The 19,054-nt window shown below is 53.7% G+C and carries 21 protein-coding genes; 14 read left to right on the top strand and 7 right to left on the bottom strand.

The window, feature by feature from the left end; genetic code table 11:
• Positions 1 to 23 precede the first annotated feature (23 nt).
• Positions 24 to 1,310 carry an MFS transporter gene (locus TALK_RS16115; RefSeq protein WP_139833859.1) on the top strand — a complete coding sequence of 429 codons (1,287 nt, stop codon included), beginning with the start codon at positions 24 to 26 and terminating at the stop codon, positions 1,308 to 1,310.
• Between the two features lie 182 nt (positions 1,311 to 1,492).
• Positions 1,493 to 3,472: a bifunctional 2',3'-cyclic-nucleotide 2'-phosphodiesterase/3'-nucleotidase gene (locus TALK_RS16110; RefSeq protein WP_085620168.1), complete on the top strand. Its 1,980-nt coding sequence runs from the start codon at positions 1,493 to 1,495 to the stop codon at positions 3,470 to 3,472.
• 125 nt (positions 3,473 to 3,597) lie between these two features.
• On the opposite strand, the gene TALK_RS16105 is transcribed toward TALK_RS16110, so the two are convergent.
• On the bottom strand, positions 3,598 to 4,041 hold the full coding sequence (locus TALK_RS16105; RefSeq protein WP_085620167.1) for a GcrA family cell cycle regulator: 444 nt from the start codon (positions 4,039 to 4,041) through the stop codon (positions 3,598 to 3,600).
• 204 nt (positions 4,042 to 4,245) lie between these two features.
• Here TALK_RS16105 and TALK_RS16100 point away from each other — a divergent pair, with 204 nt between their 5' ends.
• The 3 genes from TALK_RS16100 to TALK_RS16090 all read left to right on the top strand — a co-directional run bounded on the left by TALK_RS16100 (position 4,246) and on the right by TALK_RS16090 (position 6,141).
• On the top strand, positions 4,246 to 4,908 hold the full coding sequence (locus TALK_RS16100) for an NnrU family protein (protein WP_085620166.1): 663 nt from the start codon (positions 4,246 to 4,248) through the stop codon (positions 4,906 to 4,908).
• A 155-nt stretch (positions 4,909 to 5,063) separates the two neighbouring features.
• A complete protein-coding gene (locus tag TALK_RS16095) occupies positions 5,064 to 5,525 on the top strand; it encodes a methylmalonyl-CoA mutase (protein WP_085620165.1) in 462 nt (153 codons plus the stop codon).
• Positions 5,526 to 5,661: 136 nt separating this feature from the next.
• Positions 5,662 to 6,141, top strand: a complete 480-nt coding sequence (locus tag TALK_RS16090) for a hypothetical protein (RefSeq protein WP_085620164.1) — start codon at positions 5,662 to 5,664, stop codon at positions 6,139 to 6,141.
• Between the two features lie 24 nt (positions 6,142 to 6,165).
• Here the strand turns inward: TALK_RS16090 and TALK_RS16085 are convergent, their stop codons facing one another.
• The 5 genes from TALK_RS16085 to TALK_RS16070 form a co-directional block, all read right to left on the bottom strand.
• Entirely contained in the window at positions 6,166 to 7,029 is an 864-nt protein-coding gene (locus TALK_RS16085; protein ID WP_085620163.1) for an NUDIX hydrolase, read from the bottom strand.
• A gap of 78 nt (positions 7,030 to 7,107) precedes the next feature.
• Entirely contained in the window at positions 7,108 to 7,434 is a 327-nt protein-coding gene (locus TALK_RS16080; RefSeq protein ID WP_085620162.1) for a hypothetical protein, read from the bottom strand.
• A gap of 195 nt (positions 7,435 to 7,629) precedes the next feature.
• Positions 7,630 to 7,752, bottom strand: a complete 123-nt coding sequence (locus TALK_RS22360; RefSeq protein WP_281251304.1) for a hypothetical protein — start codon at positions 7,750 to 7,752, stop codon at positions 7,630 to 7,632.
• A 28-nt stretch (positions 7,753 to 7,780) separates the two neighbouring features.
• On the bottom strand, positions 7,781 to 8,077 hold the full coding sequence (locus TALK_RS16075; RefSeq protein WP_085620161.1) for a hypothetical protein: 297 nt from the start codon (positions 8,075 to 8,077) through the stop codon (positions 7,781 to 7,783).
• A 45-nt stretch (positions 8,078 to 8,122) separates the two neighbouring features.
• Positions 8,123 to 9,151 (bottom strand): M23 family metallopeptidase, encoded by a 1,029-nt coding sequence (locus TALK_RS16070; RefSeq protein WP_085620160.1) that lies wholly within the window; start codon positions 9,149 to 9,151, stop codon positions 8,123 to 8,125.
• Between the two features lie 260 nt (positions 9,152 to 9,411).
• On the opposite strand from TALK_RS16070, the gene TALK_RS16065 reads away from it, so the two are divergent.
• Together TALK_RS16065 and TALK_RS16060 are read left to right on the top strand one after the other, a co-directional pair.
• Positions 9,412 to 10,218, top strand: coding sequence for a sterol desaturase family protein (locus TALK_RS16065; RefSeq protein WP_085620159.1), 807 nt, complete (start codon positions 9,412 to 9,414; stop codon positions 10,216 to 10,218).
• Complete coding sequence (locus tag TALK_RS16060; protein ID WP_139833858.1) at positions 10,194 to 10,550, top strand: hypothetical protein; 357 nt, start codon at positions 10,194 to 10,196, stop codon at positions 10,548 to 10,550. The genes TALK_RS16065 and TALK_RS16060 overlap by 25 nt, the downstream gene beginning before the upstream one ends.
• 60 nt (positions 10,551 to 10,610) lie before the next feature.
• Here the strand turns inward: TALK_RS16060 and TALK_RS16055 are convergent, their stop codons facing one another.
• The gene (locus TALK_RS16055; RefSeq protein ID WP_085620157.1) at positions 10,611 to 11,402 is read right to left on the bottom strand and encodes a class I SAM-dependent methyltransferase; all 792 of its coding nucleotides are present in this window, start codon (positions 11,400 to 11,402) and stop codon (positions 10,611 to 10,613) included.
• Here TALK_RS16055 and TALK_RS22135 point away from each other — a divergent pair.
• The 7 genes from TALK_RS22135 to TALK_RS16025 all read left to right on the top strand — a co-directional run bounded on the left by TALK_RS22135 (position 11,380) and on the right by TALK_RS16025 (position 19,054).
• Positions 11,380 to 11,682 carry a hypothetical protein gene (locus tag TALK_RS22135; RefSeq protein ID WP_169715050.1) on the top strand — a complete coding sequence of 101 codons (303 nt, stop codon included), beginning with the start codon at positions 11,380 to 11,382 and terminating at the stop codon, positions 11,680 to 11,682. The two genes, TALK_RS16055 and TALK_RS22135, sit on opposite strands and share 23 nt — an antisense overlap.
• Entirely contained in the window at positions 11,645 to 12,088 is a 444-nt protein-coding gene (locus TALK_RS16050) for a MaoC family dehydratase (protein ID WP_211274835.1), read from the top strand. Before TALK_RS22135 ends, TALK_RS16050 begins: the two co-directional genes overlap by 38 nt.
• A 218-nt stretch (positions 12,089 to 12,306) precedes the next feature.
• On the top strand, positions 12,307 to 13,263 hold the full coding sequence (locus tag TALK_RS16045; protein ID WP_085620156.1) for a bifunctional riboflavin kinase/FAD synthetase: 957 nt from the start codon (positions 12,307 to 12,309) through the stop codon (positions 13,261 to 13,263).
• Positions 13,264 to 13,366: 103 nt separating this feature from the next.
• Entirely contained in the window at positions 13,367 to 16,207 is a 2,841-nt protein-coding gene (gene ileS / locus TALK_RS16040) for an isoleucine--tRNA ligase (RefSeq protein ID WP_085620155.1), read from the top strand.
• 83 nt (positions 16,208 to 16,290) lie between these two features.
• Positions 16,291 to 16,764 (top strand): signal peptidase II, encoded by a 474-nt coding sequence (lspA, locus tag TALK_RS16035; protein ID WP_085620154.1) that lies wholly within the window; start codon positions 16,291 to 16,293, stop codon positions 16,762 to 16,764.
• A gap of 52 nt (positions 16,765 to 16,816) precedes the next feature.
• The gene (locus TALK_RS16030) at positions 16,817 to 17,395 is read left to right on the top strand and encodes a DUF3035 domain-containing protein (protein WP_085620153.1); all 579 of its coding nucleotides are present in this window, start codon (positions 16,817 to 16,819) and stop codon (positions 17,393 to 17,395) included.
• A gap of 237 nt (positions 17,396 to 17,632) precedes the next feature.
• Positions 17,633 to 19,054: a M16 family metallopeptidase gene (locus tag TALK_RS16025; protein WP_085620192.1), complete on the top strand. Its 1,422-nt coding sequence runs from the start codon at positions 17,633 to 17,635 to the stop codon at positions 19,052 to 19,054.

Here is a 19,054-nt window from a genome sequence, read left to right as displayed (position 1 = left end):
GCGAAAACGTGCGGGGAGACGATATGTCCAAGGATTTGCCACCCGAAATAAGTACCCACGCCGCCCCGATCGAGGTGCCAGGCAACCCAGATCTTTCCGGAAATCCTGTTGCGCATAAGGGATGGCGCAACCCGGAAGTGCTGTTGATTTTTATGGCTGCGGCCATGCCGCTATCCTTTTCGACCTGGATGGCGCTTTTGAATAATTTCTCGATCGAGATGGCCGATTTCACTGGCCGCGAGATCGGCATTCTGCAGTCGCTGCGTGAAATTCCGGGATTTATGGCCTTTAGCGCGATTTTCGTTTTGCTGATCCTGCGCGAACAGACCTTTGCCCTGATTTCGCTTTTGGTGCTGGGTGTTGGCGTGGCGATTTCGGGGTATTTCCCCACCGTGGTTGGGCTTTATTGCACGACGGTCCTGATGTCGATCGGGTTCCATTATTTTGAAACCATGCAGCAGGCCTTATCGCTGCAATGGGTGAAAAAGGAACGTACCCCATTGGTGATGGGGCGGCAGTTATCAGCTAAATCGCTTTCGTCACTGATTATGTTTGGCATCGTTTGGGTGATGCTGGAAATCTTCAATGTTGAATATCGCTATGTCTATTTGTTTGGCGGGGCGTTGACGATCCTGGCTGCTGTTGTTGCATGGATGGCGTTCCCGAAATTTTCCGATGCCCATCCGCAGACCAAGAAGCTGATCCTGCGCAAACGCTATTGGCTTTATTATGCGCTAACCTTTATGAGCGGTGCGCGTCGCCAAATCTTTACCGTGTTTGCCGGGTTCCTGATGGTGGAAAAGTTCGGCTATGACGTGGGGACTGTCACGCTGCTGTACCTTTTGAACCATGCGATCAATATGGTGCTGGCGCCAAAGATCGGTCATTTGATTTCCAAGTGGGGTGAACGCCGCGCGCTGACATTTGAATATGCGGGGCTGTTCATTATTTTCGTGTCCTATGCCTTTGTTGAAAATGACAAGGTGGCGGGCGGCCTTTATGTGATTGACCATTTGTTCTTTGCCATGGCGATTGCGATCAAAACCTATTTCCAAAAAATCGCCGAACCGGCCGATATTTCATCGACCGCCGGGGTCAGTTTCACGATCAACCATATTGCGGCGGTGTTTATTCCGGCAGCCTTTGGTTTGTTGTGGCTGATATCGCCGTCGGCGGTTTTCCTTGCCGGTGCCGGGATGGCGGTGGTGTCGCTGTTCCTGGCGCTGAATGTGCCACATGATCCAGAACCCGGGAATGAAGTGGTGATGGGATATAAATCACCGCAACCGATGTTGCGACCGGCCGAATAGGCAAAATTGCGTCCAATCTGGCGCGGAACTTTAATCTGGAAAACGCCCGCACATTGTTGCGGGCGTTTTCGTTTGTCTTTGCCTTGTTATTTTCGCAAAATCTTCAAAACGTGGCCAAAAGAACAAGAATACTGTTGGTAATAGAGTTGGTTTTACGCATCGCATTCACAGGGATCATTCACATGTTGCATCTTCGCCCGATCAGGACTGCTGTTGCGGGGCCACTATTATCGGTGTCGTTATCGTTGTCACTGGCGCTGGTCAGTGGCACGGCATTGGCCGATAGCACGGTATCGCTTCGTATTCTTGAGACGACCGATATTCACACCCATCTGGTGAATTACGATTATTATCGTGACAGTACGTCCGATACGGTGGGTTTGGCCAAGGTGGCGACGCTTTTGAAAACTGCGCGCGGCGAGGCTGAAAACATTGTTTTTATCGATAATGGCGACCTGATCCAGGGCAATCCGCTGGGCGATTACATGGCCAAGCGTCGCGGTCTGAAAGACGGGGATGTGCATCCGGTCTACAAGGCGATGAATTTGCTGGGGTATGACGCGGCTAATCTTGGCAATCACGAATTTAATTATGGCCTCGATTTTCTGGGCAAAGCCATATCGGGCGCCAATTTTCCCTATGTCAGTGCCAATATTTTTGCCGATGACGGTGACGGCAATGCCGAAAATGACAAACCGTATTTCCAGCCCTATGTCCTTTTGGATCGGGAATTTACCGATACGGATGGCAAGAAACACAAGGCAAAAGTCGGTGTGATCGGGTTTGTGCCGCCGCAAATCATGCAGTGGGACAAAGCCAATCTGGAAGGCAAGGTTATCACCAAAGACATTGTCGAGATGGCCAGGAAATACGTGCCGGAAATGCGTGAGAAGGGTGCTGATATCGTGATTGCGGTGCCGCATTCAGGCCTGTCGACATTGACACGCGAAGGCATGGAAGAAAATGCCACCTATTACCTGAGCCAGGTTGACGGCATTGATGCCATCCTGTTTGGCCATTCTCATACGGTGTTTCCATCCGATACCTATGCCGATATTGACGGTGTCGATCTTGGCAAGGGCACGATCAATGGTGTTGCCGCCGTCATGCCGGGTTTCTGGGGCAGCCATTTGGGGGTGATTGACCTGACATTGTCGATCAATGATGCCGGGGAATGGAGCGTCACAGACAGTCTTTCGGATGTGCGTCCGATTTATCAGCGCCAAGGCCGCGAGGTAACCCCGCTGGTCGATGCCGACCCGGATGTCATCAATGCGGTCAAGGAAGAACACGAAGCGACCATTGCTTATATGCGTGAAGGTGTCGGCACAACAGCGGCCCCGATCAACAGTTTCTTTGCGCTGGTGGCAGACGATCCATCAATCCAGATCGTGACCAATGCCCAGAAATGGTATCTGGACCGTATCCTTGCCGGATCAGAATATGACGGTATTCCGATCCTGTCGGCCGGGGCTCCGTTTAAGGCCGGTGGCCGGGGCGGCCCGGATTATTTCACCGATATTCCCAAAGGCCAGATCGCGCTTAAAAACGTGGCAGATCTTTATATCTATCCCAATACGGTGCGCGCGGTTCTTTTGAATGGGGATCAGGTGCGGGAATGGCTTGAAATGTCGGCAGGCCAGTTCAATCAGATTGATCCCAAAAGCGATGATGAACAGCAACTAATCAATGAGAACTTTCCGACCTATAACTTCGATGTCATCGATGGCGTTGACTATCAGATCGATGTGACCCAGCCCGCGCGTTACAGCAAGGAAGGCGAGGTTGCCAATGCCGATGCCCACCGTATCGTCAATCTGAGCTTCGAGGGTAAACCGATCCGTGCGGATCAGAAATTCGTTGTCGCAACCAACAATTATCGTGCCGGGGGCGGCGGGCATTTCCCGGCGTTGGACGGATCGACGATCATTGTCGAGGCACCGGATGAAAACCGCACCGTGCTTGCGAATTATATTCTTGATGTTAAGGAAATCGATCCGAAGGCCGATGGCAATTGGCGTCTGGCCCCGATCGGTGAAGCATCCAATGTGATGTTCGTAACCAGTCCAAAGGCATCCTCGGCACTTAACGCGCCAGACACAATCCGGTTTGTTGGCGAGGACGAGACTGGTTTTGCCAAATATGTCCTGCAATCGAAATAGGTCCTGATCCGGACTCGCCGGATTTGAACGCGAAAAAGCCGCCCATCATAAGAGGGCGGCTTTTTCAATTCGGTATCGATGCGTCCTGATCCGTAAACAAGACCGGCATCCTGCAAGACAGGGGCCTATCTTTTGGATGGCATCGGGGCGCGTTGGCCACCGGGGCCACGCGGACCATTGCGTGGACCATCTTCGCGCGGGCTTTTGCCGTTCAGATAAGCTGCTGCGCAATGTTCGTCGCAATAAGGTTTGGTGGGCACATTTTTTTTGCCACAGAAATGGAAGTCGTCATCGCCCGGATCACCAAAAGGCCAGCGGCACATTCCAGCACCCAGATCATAGATGCTAATGCCCTTGCTTTGGACTTTGGCGGCAGGCGCCTTTTTGGTGCTTTCGCCATCTTCGGTGCGACGCTGGATCGGCGACGGACGCTTGGGCAGGCCAAGGCGGTGCGCCTTGCCGACGACGGCATTTTTACCCACGCCCAGTTCTTCACCGATGCGTGCCGTGGTCCAGCCCTGATTCCAGAGCGAGGTCAGCAATTCAATCTTTTCCGGCGTCCAGCTCATTTCGAGTATATTCCGTGTTTCTTTGTCTGCCCGGTGGAAAATCCGCCGGCAGGTGCTTATTATCCGAAGTCAAACAGGGATACAGAGGTATCCGCTAATGTCACGCGGCGCAAGGGTCTTGGCCATTTTTCCAGCCGAGCCGCTTGCACGCGAAGAGAGCGCAATTTGCATGACAGCGCGATAATGTAAAGGGGAGATCGTCATTTGGCATGGTTTTTCGTCTCGGTCGTGGTGTTCATGGCGGGGCATATTATACCCGGTGTTTTGCGTCGGCCTATTACGGCGAGGATCGGTTCGCGGGCCTATATTGCAGCGTTCTCGGTGGTGTCTCTGTTCCTGTTGGGTTGGGTGATTTACGAAGTGCAACATGCCGATTTTATCGCGCTGTGGCCTTATGAAATCTGGCAAAGCCACGTGACGCTAACCTTTATGCTGCCTGCCTGTATTTTGTGGGCCGCAGCCATTCTTCAACCCTGTCCGCTGTCGATTGGTCGAAAAATTGGATTTGACCTCGACCACCCCGGCATCAATCGTTTCACCCGTCATCCGTTGCTTTTGGGCATGATGTTATGGGGGCTTGGTCATATCCTGCCCAATGGTGATCTGGTCGCCTTTATGTTCTTTGGCGGAAGTGTGATTTTTGCCATTGCCGGGTTCGCCCGAATGGAGAAAATCCGCGCCAAACACATGGATGAAGCAGAATATAAGGCTATCCTTGCCGGGACTCGGCGGTTTGACTTGGCCGGGATTGTTCATGGGGCATTTGGCTGGCGTGATGTCATGTTGGGGATCGTGCTTTATGGTGCGATCCTTTGGGCGCATCCCTATGTGATCGGGGTAGACCCGCTTGGCGCGATGGGGGGCTGAGGTCTGAGGGGGAAACCGGATTACGGTGCTTGAAGTTCCGTGATTTCATTGGGATACTGATGGAAGGTTCCCAAAAGCCTGTCCTGTTTGTCCCGGGCGGTCCCGTCTTGTTGTATTTCAATCCTGTCCCGGGCGTGTTCTTTCTGTGAGGTGTTATGACGTCTCCTGAACTTGCGAACAATCTTGCCCGCTTTGCCGAAATGGAAGGTCGCCATCCCCGATTGCTTGTGGCGACGGCCTCGTCGGTGGAAGAACGCTATTGCAAACATGTGGCGACGCTGTTTGCCGATGGCGGGTTCGATGTTGATATCGCGCCCAGAAATTCCGATGCCCAGTCAATTGCGCGTCAGGTGATTGATTGTGATGCCGATATTCTGGTGTTGGTCCGGGTTTCGATGGATGCGGAGGATCGTGTCAGTGTTGCCGGCTTGATATCGTCACTGGCGGCCATTGATGCGGAATATGTCAAGTTTGGCATCGTCGGCAAAACCGATGACCCGGCACGCGAAAATGTTGATTTCGTCTTTGATCTTGACCATCTCGGCACGGCGGATTGCGAGGCGCTGGTGGGGTATATTCTGGCGATTGAAGAAGGGCGCGTCGCGCAACATATATAAATCATTGGGAAATTCCCCAATGATCGGGAGGCAATGATTTTGAAACCCTTTGGGTGCATAATGATTGTCTTGTATAATAAGGTCATCAAAACCAGACGGGCCATGCCAGGTGGGCCAAACCAGACGGGAATAACGGATGGGAATGCTTAAGGAGACGTTGCTGCGTGTTTTCGTCGGAAAACGCGGACGAGAGGCCCTTAAGGCCTATGGCGATGCGCAATCTTTGCAAATCCGTGATTCAGATATGGCAACCCGTACTGCGGCCGAGGCCAAGAAAGCCCGGCGTATTGAAGACCGTACTATGGCCCATCAGGAAGACGGGATGTCCTTTGACGAGGCCCGCGCACAGGCGCTTGCGGAAACCTTGACCGAGGTATCTGGCAATCCGCAGGCGGCGACCATAAAGGCATTGGAAGCTGCCGATGCCAAGATTGGTAAAAAGAAAAGCAAGATGCCCGCCCCTGTAGACGAAGATCGTGCCAAGCTGATTTCAGAAGCTCTGAGCGCGATACGTGACAAGCAGGAAGATCTGGACAAGCTGGATCCGGAACTGCGTGCCAAGCTAACCCTGATGGCGGTCGGTGCCTTTATGGGTGATCATTCGTCCAAGCAATAGCGAGTTCCTGACCCTGCCGAGCCTTTAGAGCTGGATGTCACGGTGTAACCCGGTGGTGAGCTGGCAATAGGTCGGTTCGTTATCGGCGGTTAGAAAACCGTGCCGGATCAGGAAATCAATAATTACCAGCGCACAGTTGAATTTAAATTCAAATCCGTCACGTACCGTTTTTGCAACCTCGGCCAAAGGCAGAAGTTCAAAACGTTCGACCTCGCCATCGGCGCAGCGCGGGGTGAAGTCCGTTGGCAATTCCAGATCGAAATTGACCATCACATCGGGTTTGATGCCCTCAATCGTTTCATGCAAATAGGAAACGGTCCCGACCGGTTTTAAGTGTTGGGCCAGATGATCGGGAATGTCGGCTTCTTCGGCGCATTCCTTGATCATGTTTTCAAGAAAGCCAAGACCGGCCGGTTGCCCGCCCGCGACCATATTATCAAGCATGCCGGGATAGTTCGGTTTTTCCTTGGCGCGGTGCGCAATCCACATATGGATGCCATCGGCCTTGCGAACATAGCCATTCATGTGAACGCCCCAGGACCGGAGCCCGAAATAGGGCATTGCCGAACGATCCAACTGACACAACGGGTCATGGCCAAGCGAGGGACGGATATCAAACTGTTCGCCGTGCAAACGCGTAATCACCCCCTGATCGCGCAGGATCGATGCCGCCGTTGCAAGGGCGGTGTTGCGATCTTGCAGGGTGGTGACATGCGGCGCAAAGCCAAAAATACCGTCGTCATCGCGCCTGAAATCAGGGCCGGTGCCAACAAGGGCGTTGGCGAATTCGGGGCGCAGGGCACCAATGACATTGCCCGCAATCTGAAACGGGGCATAGCGCGTTGGATCGGCATTATTGCAGGCGTTGATATGATCAAGATAGCTCAAGACTTGCTCCGTCGGCTGGGCGGGTTGAGGATGTTTTATCCTGCAACCCGTGATCCCGCCACAGTAAGCGTCCCGGGCTTAAGCGCCAAGGGCCGAGTTTGAATAGCCTTTTTCCGACGTCAGCACCGTGTTCACATGGACAATCTGACGCAGGCACCGCGCGATATGCTCGGCCATTTTGGTTTCAAGCTGCTGGATCTGGATGTCGATTTGAAGTTCGTCAAACCCGGTATGGCTATCGGCAACGGTTGAATGCCAACTGGCCGGGATCAGATTGCGTTTGGCAAACTGTTCGAGCACGCGCGGCATTACATCGGGTTCTGCGGCGGCGTGAACAGCGAAACAATATACGGATTTGGTCGGTTGCGCGCTTTCAAGCGGCGCGAGATAGGCATGATCGGTCATGACAATGCACACACATTTTCATTGTATCCAAAAGGCGAACAGGCACGTCCCGGGGTCCTCAGACCACCGGGCTGGTAATTCGCGTAATGGCACCAATGAAAAGGCGGCGGTTGTTCATGAAGATGTTCTTGAACCTTGGGGGCCGTTATCCCAATTGGGTAACGGCCGGTAAATGATGAAGCGCGTTCGAAAGGGTCAGAGGACCAGAAGCGATGCGATCAGAGCCAAAATTGTACCGGCAAACAGGATTTCCATCGAACGGGCAATCTGCTGTTCACGGGCAACGGCGATAGCAACGGCTTTGCGCTTATTCATCATAGTTACTCCGTCTTATGACAGGTATTTTTCAATGCACCGTATGGCGCACAGGTGAAATATATGCAGGCAACCAGCCCTGATACAAGGGCCGTTCACATAAAAACGTCAAAAAACTTTCAACCTGATGGAAAAAGTACCCTTTTCTGTGCTGATTTTTGTCACAGATAATCAGAGGTTGATGGTGCGCCGCATAAAAAACGTCAGAATCGGCACTGAAAACCAAAACGGTTGCCGCCGATTCCCCCTTCATATTGAAATATTGCGCTGCAAGAGACAGGCATGGGACCGGGGAAACACAAGCCGGCGGCAACTGTGAAAGTTCCATGTCGTCCCGGATTTGGGGTACCTGACGATGAGGCATGCGGCCGACCTAACGAATGGAAAGATCGGTGATGCCGATTTCCTTGGGGGGCTGTCCGGGGCGGGTAAAGGTGACCTCGCCGCGATAGGCACCGGCTGGCCAACGGTCGCCGGGGCGGTTGACATTGACATAAAACCACTTGGCGCGCGGGCCGTTATCGTCATCAACATTGATGGTGAAATCTTTATGGCCGCCAACGCCTTTGGGGCCATCCAGCCGCAAACGAATGACATCGCCATTATTGGCCCCGATCAGATAGGCCCAGAAAAACAGGCCGGGGCTGGTGGCGGGCAGTTCGCTGCTTTTGCCATAGCCGCGCTTGATATCGGTGGCATTTGGTTTGGCTGGTGAAAAGCCAAAGGCATATAGCGTGATCGCGCGATAGGCCATCTGATCCTGTGCCGATTTTGACCACAGAACCGCGTTATCGGCATTGCAATCTTGTGGCGTGGACGCGCCCATCATGGTGCCACTGAACGGATCGACCAGTTGGTTATCCTTGCGCAGATTGAAATGCAGATGCGGGAAAGTTGCCTGACCCGACATGCCGATCAGGCCAATCGACTGACCCCGTTCAACCCGGTCGCCCTTTTTGACCGTAAGTGATCCGCGACGCAGGTGGCAATACTGGCTTTGCCAGCCGTCATCATGATTGATCAGAATGCCATTGCCACATTCAATGCCCTTAAGGCTATCGCCAAGCAGACGTCCGGCATCGATATCTTCGACCCCGTCACGGGTGGCAATGACGGTTCCCGCCGCAACGGCGTTGACCGCCACACCGCCGATCATGGCGGCTTCGTCAGGGATGGAAAAGTCGGTGCCGCGATGGCCTTCATAGGTGGTGGTGCCACAGGCAAAATCACGTATTTCGGGACCGGGATCGTGATCGACATAATGGACCACATCACATTGGCCATAGGGGCAATCGACCGGAAGATCAAACGGTGGACCATCAGCACGGGCGTCGGTCGCGAACGGCACGAGGCACAGCGCCCCGAATAGAATTGCCGTAAAACGTCCTGTCGCCTGAGCCATAAAATCCTCCTGCCGGTGCCCGCCGAAAATTGATTTTGGATCCGTTTCGGACAGGGCTTATGCCTGAATACATCTTTCATCTAACATAATGGTGATGGACTTGCGATGGGCAAAGTACTGTTCTGTTTCAATATGATCGGCTATGACCTTTGGGACGGAACCGATACAATTGATTGAACCCGTTTCAAGCGGTGCAGGTTGGCACAGTTTGACATCGGCGCGTTGCAGATCAGTGAAACACGCATTGCGACAGGGACAAGATGGATCATCAGGCCGGATTACTCAGACTGGGGATTTTTGCGGCTATCCTTGCCGTGATGGCATTGTGGGAAGCCATCGCACCCTATCGCCCGGCGACTGCGGTGCGCCGTCCGATGCGCTGGCTGACCAATTTCGGCTTGCTGTTGCTGGGCGCGGGGCTGACCCGTTTTACTGTTGGGGCGGCGATGATTGCATCGGCTGTTTTAGCCCAGCAGCAGGGATGGGGATTGATCAACCTTGTTGGTCTGTCGGGATGGCATGGTGGTTTTCTGGGCGGGCTGATTGCGATTGTCGCGCTTGATTGTGCGATATATTGGCAGCACCGCCTGACCCATATCGTGCCGCTGTTTTGGCGGTTTCATCGGGTGCATCATTGCGATACCGAGTTTGATGTCTCGACCGCCATACGCTTTCATCCGTTCGAAATTCTGGCATCCGCCCTGTATAAATCGTTTTTTGTGATTGCCTTGGGGGCTGATCCCTGGGCGGTGGTGATTTATGAAAGCATGCTCAGCGGTTTTGCCCTGTTTAATCATGGCAATGTTCATTTGCCGGGCGGGTTTGACCGATTGTTGCGCCGGGTGATTGTGACGCCGGATATGCACCGGGTACATCATTCCATCCTGATGAACGAAACCAACAGCAATTATGGAAATATCCTATCGGTTTGGGACCGGTTATTTGTCAGCTATGTCGATCACACCAAAACCAATGATCACGACATGCAGATCGGGCTTGAAGAATTCCGCGACAAACGCAGCCAAAGTCTTTGGGGTGTTTTATGGCTGCCCTTTCGTCAGCCGTGATTGGTGCAGGGTATGGCATGGGGCAAGGGAAGAAAGCGCAGAAAGCGCAGAAAGCGCAGAAAAACGTGATGGCAGAAACAGACGCGCCGGTTTCACATCGACTGGAAAGCTTTGACTGTGTCGATGAAAACGGTGATGTGGTTCAGGTTACGGCGTGGCGCTATATGCTTGAAATCATGACGGAGCGCGGCATGCGCCGGTATCCCGGTGCGCGGTATTGGACGCTTGGTGATGGTGCAGATGTTCGGTTGCGGGACGCCACTTTGTTTGAGGTGGCATCAACCGGCATGGTCCTAATCCGTCTGGAAACAGCGGATGATGATGACGCCTAGCCGCTGTGTCTGGGTGGTGTGTTACGCATATTTGGCCAGATTTCCGAAGAAAATATCCGCCTATTCCCCAACGAAACCACGCACCGCCATGGCCGATGCAACAAGGGACCGGCGGCCATCATTTTTGCCCCCCAGATAGGCCCGTTCGGTTGCGGTGCGCACTTGCAGGGCAATTTCCGGATCAAGCTGGGTGAAAAAGTCACGGATCAGGCTGTGTGCGCCGAGAAGCGACTGCCAGTAATCTTCGAAATCAAGGAAATCCATGCGGATGGAAAGCGTGGTGGTATCAACATCGCGCAACCCGGCATCCGACCAAAGGTCAAACAGGGCGTCTTCGCTTTGATAGGGGATGTCAAAGATTTGGCTGCGCAAGGCGTCCCCGGCCGGATAGGCCAGAACCGCCGCCGCATCCAGAAACATGCGAATAAAGGACAGGCCGCCCTGACGATCCCAGACACTGGCCGCAATCCGCCCGTTTGGCTTTGTCACGCGGACCATTTCCGAAACAGCCCCCGCCGGACCATCCAGATCGTTCAGCAGCAATTGCGAAAAGGCGGTATCGAAACTGTCATCGGCAAAAGGCAATTTGCTGGCGTCGCCGGTCTCAAAACGGACATTGGGGGCGGCGCCCAAAAGGGCCTCGGCCAGATAATCGGGTATTAGATCAACACCAACAACATGTGCGTTCGGATAACGGGTGGCCGCGGCCAGTGTCAGGCTGCCGGTGCCACAGCCAACATCAATCAGCGACCCACAGGACGGGGCGGCAACAAAATCAAGGAAGTTGCGCGATAGACGGCGGCTCCATCGGCCCATGGCGATTTCATAGATGTCAGCATTGGTCGCATTCATGGCCGGTTCCTGTGTTTTATTGTTTTATCGGGTTTTCTATCTGCAGTTTGCACCGGGACGGGATTGGGTGAAAGCCCCATTTGGGCAGGTGAACGTCGTATGGCAAGCCTGTGAATTTGTGATGTTCAACCAATTATTCATTGCTGAAAAAGAAAAACACGAAATAATATTGCGAATGCTGCGCCGCAAAAATAAATCACAAGTCAGACGCAGTGATGCAAACAGGCAAGGAAATTCAGGAAATGAGAGAGTTGAGTGGACTGGAAGGGCTGTATCTTGAGGATATTGAGGTCGGTATGGTCGGAAGCTATGCCAAAACCGTAACTGAAACCGATATCGTGATGTACGCCGGATTATCCGGCGATACCAATCCGGTCCATCTTAATCAGGAATATGCAAAAACCACGATGTTTGAAGGCCGCATTGCCCATGGCATGTTGTCGGCCGGTTTCATTTCCACCGTGCTGGGCACGCGCCTTCCGGGGCCGGGTACGATTTACCTGTCGCAGAGTTTGCAGTTCAAGGTGCCGGTGCGGATTGGTGATACCGTCACCGCGCGTGTGACCGTGCTTGATATTATTGCCGCGAAGAAACGGGTTGTTTTGGAAACCAATTGTTATGTTGGCGACCAATGCGTGATTTCCGGTGAGGCCATGGTGATGGTGCCATCGCGCGCCGTATCCTGAGCTGATTCACCGCAAAAGAGGCGCTGGCGCGATATGTAGCGCGCCAGCATTTAGATCAGGAAACGTTCCAGATTGTTGGGGGCGGTCCTGTTTCCGGACGCTTTTTCGCGGAAAAGTCTTTACGCTTTGGGCTTGGGCGATTTATAGCTGCCCGCTGGACTGTGCGGATATGCGATCTGCCAGCATGGTGACGAGCAAAAAGAGAGAGACCAGCGCGAATGCGCGTTTTTCGATCTTTTGACAATCTAAAAGATGACGCACGCGGTGCGGTCGTTGCGATTGGCAATTTTGACGGATTGCATCTGGGGCATCAGACGGTGCTTGATCATGCACGGCAGATTGCGCGCGACCTTGATGCACCGCTGGGCATTTTGACGTTCGAACCCCATCCCCGGATGCTGTTTCGCGCCGATGATCCGCCATTTCGCCTGACCTCGGCGGATGATCGGGTGACGGCGGCGTCTGATCTGAATATCGATCTGTTTTTCGAGGCCGAGTTTGATCGCGATTTTGCCGCCATGAGCGCCGAAGAATTCATCGAGTGCATTCTGGTCAAGGGCCTTGGCGCGCGCCATATCGTGGTCGGTTGGGATTTCTGTTTTGGCAAGGGCCGGGCAGGCAATGTCGATCTGTTGCGTGAAATTGGTGAGAAATCCGGTTTTGGGGTTACAGCGGTTGAACCGGTGACCCATGACAACGGCATTGTGTATTCATCGACCGCCATTCGCCAGGCACTGCGCGATGGCCGCCCACAGGATGCGACCCATTTGCTGGGGCGCCCGTGGGAAGTGGCCGGTGTGGTGATCAAGGGTGATCAGCGCGGCCGGACCATCGGATTCCCGACGGCCAATGTGGCGCTTGGCAATCACCTGCGTCCGAAATACGGTGTTTATGCCGTTCGGCTTGGCCTGATATCGGACGAAAATAGTGAAATTGTTGATCGCTGGATCGACGGAGTCGCAAATATTGGCGTGCGCCCCAGCTTTGGCGGGGATGCGGATGCCGGGCTTGAAGCCCACCTGTTCGATTTCGATCAGGACATCTATGGCCGTCGTGTTCGCGTGCGTTTGCACGGCTTTATCCGGGGCGAACAGAAGTTCGACGGGCTTGATGCACTTAAAGCCCAAATCGCTGCGGATGTGATTGCTGCCAAAGAGATTCTGCGCAAGATTTGAATTTGTCGGGGAACCCGTTATGATCCGCGCGCCTTTTGAAGGGTAGCCGGTATCAGTGGGGGTTCGCCCTTGTAATGTGTTTAAAGACGACAGGACCGTCACGATGAGTGTCGAATATAAAAAGACCGTTATCCTGCCCAAGACCGATTTCCCGATGCGGGCGGGATTGCCGAAGATGGAGCCCAAGCTGCTTGAGCAGTGGAAAGACGAGGATCTCTACGGCAAAATTCGCGGTATTTCGGCCGATCGTGACATGTTTGTTCTTCATGATGGCCCGCCCTATGCCAATGGTCATCTTCATATCGGTCATGCACTGAACAAAATCCTGAAAGACGTGATCACCCGTTCACAGCAGATGCTGGGCAAGAATGCGGTTTACGTTCCGGGCTGGGATTGTCACGGGCTTCCGATTGAATGGAAGATCGAAGAACAATATCGCGCCAAGGGCAAGAACAAGGACGATGTTCCGATTGCCGAATTCCGTCGCGAATGTCGTGAGTTCGCCCAGAAATGGCTTGATATCCAGCGCGAGGAATTCAAACGTCTTGGCGTGATGGGCGACTGGGACAATCCCTATGTCACTATGGATTACAAGGCCGAGGCATCGATTGCGCGCGAACTTGGCAAGTTCCTGATGAATGGTTCGTTGTATCGCGGATCGAAACCGGTGATGTGGTCGGTGGTCGAAAAGACCGCACTGGCCGAGGCCGAGATCGAATACGACGATCACACCAGCAAGACCATCCATGTGCGCTTCCCGGTGGTTAAAACCACGGTTGAGGCGCTCAAAGATGCGACCATCCTGATCTGGACAACGACACCTTGGACCATTCCGGGCAACCGTGCGGTTTCTTATGGTGCGGATATCGATTATGTGGTGATTGAAGTCACGGAAACAGCCGAAGAATCATGGGCCGTGGTCGGCGAGAAAATCGCCCTGTGCCCAACCTTGATTGATGACGTCTGCAAAAGTGGCCGCATCACCGGTCATAAGGTTGTCGCAAGCTTTAAGGGTTCGGATCTTGAAGGCACGATTGCCGCCCATCCGTTCCGTGGTCAGGGCTATGATTTTGACGTGCCGTTGTTGGCGGCTGATTATGTCACGACTGATACCGGTACGGGCTTTGTTCATACCGCCCCGACCCATGGCCCGGACGATTACATCACCGGTCTGAAATACGGTCTTGAAATCCCGGAAATGGTCGATGCGGATGGGACATATTACCCGCATGTGCCGTTGTTTGCCGGTAAGGCGATCTATGACGCCAATGGCAAAGAAGCCGACGCCAATGAGACCGTGATTGCCAAGCTGGTTGAGGTCGGTGCGCTTTTGGGCCGTGGCCGTCTTAAGCACTCCTATCCGCATTCATGGCGTTCAAAAGCCCCGGTGATCTATCGCACCACCCCGCAATGGTTCATTTCGATGACCGAAAACGGTCTGCGCGATACCGCCCTTAAGGCGATTGACGATACCCGCTTTATCCCAGAGGCCGGTCGCAACCGTTTGCATTCGATGATTGCCAACCGTCCTGATTGGTGTGTGTCGCGCCAGCGCGCCTGGGGCGTTCCGATCACGGTGTTTGTCAATAAGCAAACCCGCGAACCGTTGCGTGATCAGGCCGTGCTGAACCGTATCTATGACGCGTTCTGCGAAGAAGGCGCTGATGCATGGTTCACATGGGATGCCCAACGTTTCCTTGGCGATGATTACAATGCCGATGATTACGAACAGGTCACGGATGTTCTTGATGTGTGGTTTGATTCTGGATCAACTCATGCCTTTGTTCTTGAAGAACGTCAGGACCTTAAATGGCCGGCTGATCTGTATCTTGAGGGATCGGATCAGCATCGCGGCTGGTTCCATTCATCATTGTTAGAATCGTGCGGTACGCGCGGCCGTGCACCCTATGACGCGGTTTTGACCCATGGTTTCGTTCTTGATGGCAAGGGCCGCAAGATGTCGAAATCATTGGGCAACGTGATTGCGCCAAATGACATTATCAATAAGCTCGGCGCGGATATCTTGCGTTTGTGGGTGGTAAGCTCGGATTATCATGATGATCTGCGGATCAGCCATGAAATCATTGATCGTCATTCCGATATCTATCGTCGTTTGCGCAATACACTGCGCTTCTTGCTGGGCAATCTTGACGGCTTTACCGATGCCGAAAAAATTGCCGATGATCAATTGCCAGAACTTGAACGCTGGGTCTTGCATCGCCTAAGCAGGCTTGACGACGTGGTGCGCAAAACAGCCGCTGATTTCGATTTCCATTCCATGTTCATCGAACTGCATAACTTCTGTGCGCTTGATATGTCGGCATTTTACCTCGATATCCGCAAGGACGCGCTGTATTGCGACGCGCCAAGCAGTGCCAAACGTCGTGCGGCACGCACCGTTATGGATCGTGTGTTTGACAGTCTGGTGCGCTGGTTGGCACCGGTTCTGTGCTTTACCGCGGATGAAGCATGGCGGGCACGCTATGGGGCGGAAAGCTCGGTCCATTCGCAAACCTTTAATACGGTTTCCGATGGCTGGAAAGACGATGCGCTGGCTGCCAAATGGGAAAAAATCCGCAAGCTTCGCCGCGTTGTGACCGGGGCGCTTGAACTTGAGCGGGCGGAAAAACGCATTGGCGCAAGCCTTGATGCGGCGCCTAAGGTCTATGCCACGGCGGAATATGTCGAAGCACTTGTGGACCTTAATCTTGCCGAAATTGCCATCACATCTGATGTCGAACTGATCACGGGCGATGCGCCAGAGGGGGCTTACACCCTTGAAGAGGTTGCTGGCGTTGGGGTTGTTCCGGCACTGGCCGATGGCGAGAAATGCGAACGTTGCTGGCAGACCCTGCCCGAAGTTGGCAGCCACGGCGAACATAAAACCGTATGCCTGCGTTGTGCGGATGCGGTTGATGAAATGGGAATTGCGGCTGCAAAATAAGGCAGCCCGGTTCTGATTTGGATTTGCCTGTTTGACCCTGCCGGTTTGGCAGGGTCAGGTATGGCAAGACAGAAAGAGTGTTGATGAAACATCGTGCCTTTGTCTTTGGGCTGATCGTCATAGCGGTGGTCTTTGGCTTTGATCAGTGGACCAAGCAGATTGCGATTGACGAATTGTCGAACCCGCATCGGGTGATCGAAGTTACGTCGTTCATGAACTTTCTTTTGGCGTGGAACCCGGGCGTGTCGTTCGGATTGTTTCAGGGACAGGCACCTTGGGTGATGATTGCCGCGACATCGGCGATCACGCTTGGTTTCCTGATCTGGATGTGGCGGACACGGGATGGGATGCTTGGCATTGCGCTGGCGCTGGTGGTTGGCGGGGCGGTTGGTAATCTGATTGATCGGTTGCGCCACGGGGCGGTTACGGACTTTATTGACCTGCATGTTGCGGGTTATCATTGGCCGGTCTTTAATATTGCAGACAGTGCAATCACGGTTGGGGCTGCACTGTTGTTGATTGATTCCCTGTTTGGCGGTAAAAAATCATCCAGGTAAATTTTGATCCGGTGATATACGTTATCGGATACCGAGTGGCAAAGAGGCATCAATGTCCCGAAAACTAACGACATCGATTTTCAAAGTTGCGCTGCTGGGCGGTCTTGCGTTTGGCGTTTCGGGCTGTGAATCCACGCGCGAAACATTTGGCCTGAACAAAACAGCCCCGGACGAATTTCAGGTTGTGTCGCGTGCGCCGCTAAGTTTGCCGCCTGATTTTACCCTGCGTGTGCCCGAACCCGGTGCGTCTCGTCCGCAGACCGGTACGGTCACCGATCAGGCCCGTCGTATTTTGACCGGCGAAGATCCGAATGGGGTCAAACGTGACATCACGGATGGTAATCGCAGTCAGGGTCAGGTTGCCCTGTTGTCGAAATCGGGCGCACAATTTGCCGATCCGACAATCCGCAGTACGGTTGATCGGGAAACATCGATCTTTATCGAAGAAAGCGACAGCGTTGTCGACAAGCTGATCTTCTGGCAGGACAAGCCGGAATTTGGCGCCCAGGTTGACCCCGAAGCCGAAGCCAAGCGCATTCGCGATCAGCAGGCATTAGGTGAGTCGGTTTCCGAAGGTGAAACACCGGTGATCGAACGCCGTCAGAAAGGCTGGCTGGAAGATATCTTCTAGTCGTCAGACGCGATATTGCGGTCACATTCCAGTGAGAATTACCGGAAATAGACCAAAATTTGAATTATCAAGGGGCGCGGTCATTCCGCGCCCTTGTTCTGTCATATTCAGTTCTTAATCAAAAGCTTGTCCGATGCCGTGTTGCACAGGCACCCGGCCTGTTATCGTCAGCATGGTATCGCATTTCTATCGCTTCTTCTTCTTTGGCGATCCTGCATCAAGCATTGGGATGACGTAATGACATTTCCGACCCGATCCCCGATTTCCGTTTTTGCGCGCGGGCCGATTGGCCTGTTGACCGCAATGATGTTGATCATAAGTCCGCATCTTGCCGAGGCGGCGGTCTTTAGCCCGCAAACCATGACCCTTGATAATGGCATGCAGGTCGTGCTGGTGGAAAACCACCGTGCGCCCGTGGTCAGCCATATGGTTTGGTACAAGGTTGGCTCGGCCGACGAGACCGAAGGCGTTTCGGGGATTGCGCATTTTCTTGAACATCTGATGTTCAAGGGCACCAAGGATATTGCGCCCGGTGACTTTTCCAAGATTGTTGCGCGCAATGGCGGCAACGATAATGCGTTCACCAGTTGGGATTATACCGGCTATTTCCAAAATATCGCACGTGACCGGCTTGAAATGGTCATGGGCATGGAAGCCGACCGGATGCGGAACTTGCAGCTTTCCGATGATGTGGTTTTGCCTGAACGGGATGTGATCATCGAAGAGCGCCGGTCGCGGATTGATAACAATCCCGGTGCGTTGCTGGGCGAACAGATACGGGCATCGCTTTATATGGCGCATCCCTATGGCCGGTCGATCATTGGCTGGCTCAATGAAATGCAAACGCTTTCGACCGAGGATGCGCTGGCATTTTATCGTAAATGGTATGCACCCAATAATGCCATTCTGGTGGTGGCCGGTGACATCACCATGGCCGAGCTTAAACCGCTGGCCGAAAAATATTACGGCGTTATCCCGGCGGGTGATGTGTCAACCCGTCACCGGGTCAAGGAACCGACCCAGCATGCCCCGCGCAAGGTAACCCTGACCGATCCGCGCGTCGGACAGGCATCTATGTCGCGCTATTACCTTGCACCGTCCTATAACAGCGAAAATGCCGATCAGGCCGCCCCGCTTGAAGTGCTCAGCGAAATCCTTGGATCGGGTACGACCAGCCGGTTTTTCCGGTCCCTTGTTGTCGATCAATCCATCGCGACCAGTGCCGGGACTTTCTATGATCCGGTTGCGGTTGATTTGGCAAGCTTTGGCCTTTACGCGGTGCCGCGCGATGGCGTCGAACTGGCCGATCTTGAAAAGGCCGTCAATGCCGAGATCGCCAAGGTCGTGGAAAATGGCGTGACCGAAGACGAACTTGCCCGCGCCAAGCAAAAGCTTTTGGACAGTGCGGTTTTTGCCCGTGATTCCCTTTCGGCTGCCGCCCGGTCATTGGGCGAAGCCTTGGCCGTCGGGTTAAGCGTTGATCAGGTGGAAAGCTGGCCGGAACGGATTAATGCCGTTACGGTCGAACAGATTAACGCCGCGGCCAAGGCGGTGTTTGATGACAAACGTTCTGTCACCGGCTGGTTGCAGCCGCCCGAAGGCGGTCCGACCAATGGTATGCCGGCGGCACCGGTCACCGGCGAGCAGGAGGTGAATTGA

The sequence above is a fragment of the Thalassospira alkalitolerans genome (assembly GCF_002115745.1).
Classification (GTDB): Bacteria; Pseudomonadota; Alphaproteobacteria; order Rhodospirillales; family Thalassospiraceae; genus Thalassospira; species Thalassospira alkalitolerans.
This window is presented reverse-complemented; position numbering and strand designations above follow the sequence as displayed.

Excerpts from the sequence above, each read along its gene's own strand:
- TALK_RS16105 (WP_085620167.1), bottom strand. The coding sequence starts at position 4,041 with ATGAGCTGGACGCCGGAAAAGATTGAATTGCTGACCTCGCTCTGGAAT.
- TALK_RS16070 (WP_085620160.1), bottom strand. The coding sequence starts at position 9,151 with ATGGCTCAGGCGACAGGACGTTTTACGGCAATTCTATTCGGGGCGCTG.
- TALK_RS22135 (WP_169715050.1), top strand. The coding sequence starts at position 11,380 with ATGTCAGCATTGGTCGCATTCATGGCCGGTTCCTGTGTTTTATTGTTT.
- TALK_RS16060 (WP_139833858.1), top strand. The coding sequence starts at position 10,194 with ATGGCTGCCCTTTCGTCAGCCGTGATTGGTGCAGGGTATGGCATGGGG.
- TALK_RS16075 (WP_085620161.1), bottom strand. The coding sequence starts at position 8,077 with ATGGAACTTTCACAGTTGCCGCCGGCTTGTGTTTCCCCGGTCCCATGC.
- TALK_RS16050 (WP_211274835.1), top strand. The coding sequence starts at position 11,645 with ATGAGAGAGTTGAGTGGACTGGAAGGGCTGTATCTTGAGGATATTGAG.
- TALK_RS16115 (WP_139833859.1), top strand. The coding sequence starts at position 24 with ATGTCCAAGGATTTGCCACCCGAAATAAGTACCCACGCCGCCCCGATC.
- ileS (WP_085620155.1), top strand. The coding sequence starts at position 13,367 with ATGAGTGTCGAATATAAAAAGACCGTTATCCTGCCCAAGACCGATTTC.
- lspA (WP_085620154.1), top strand. The coding sequence starts at position 16,291 with ATGAAACATCGTGCCTTTGTCTTTGGGCTGATCGTCATAGCGGTGGTC.
- TALK_RS16045 (WP_085620156.1), top strand. The coding sequence starts at position 12,307 with ATGCGCGTTTTTCGATCTTTTGACAATCTAAAAGATGACGCACGCGGT.
- TALK_RS16090 (WP_085620164.1), top strand. The coding sequence starts at position 5,662 with ATGGGAATGCTTAAGGAGACGTTGCTGCGTGTTTTCGTCGGAAAACGC.
- TALK_RS16095 (WP_085620165.1), top strand. The coding sequence starts at position 5,064 with ATGACGTCTCCTGAACTTGCGAACAATCTTGCCCGCTTTGCCGAAATG.
- TALK_RS16025 (WP_085620192.1), top strand. The coding sequence starts at position 17,633 with ATGACATTTCCGACCCGATCCCCGATTTCCGTTTTTGCGCGCGGGCCG.
- TALK_RS16065 (WP_085620159.1), top strand. The coding sequence starts at position 9,412 with ATGGATCATCAGGCCGGATTACTCAGACTGGGGATTTTTGCGGCTATC.
- TALK_RS16030 (WP_085620153.1), top strand. The coding sequence starts at position 16,817 with ATGTCCCGAAAACTAACGACATCGATTTTCAAAGTTGCGCTGCTGGGC.
- TALK_RS16055 (WP_085620157.1), bottom strand. The coding sequence starts at position 11,402 with ATGAATGCGACCAATGCTGACATCTATGAAATCGCCATGGGCCGATGG.
- TALK_RS16080 (WP_085620162.1), bottom strand. The coding sequence starts at position 7,434 with ATGACCGATCATGCCTATCTCGCGCCGCTTGAAAGCGCGCAACCGACC.
- TALK_RS16110 (WP_085620168.1), top strand. The coding sequence starts at position 1,493 with ATGTTGCATCTTCGCCCGATCAGGACTGCTGTTGCGGGGCCACTATTA.
- TALK_RS22360 (WP_281251304.1), bottom strand. The coding sequence starts at position 7,752 with ATGATGAATAAGCGCAAAGCCGTTGCTATCGCCGTTGCCCGTGAACAG.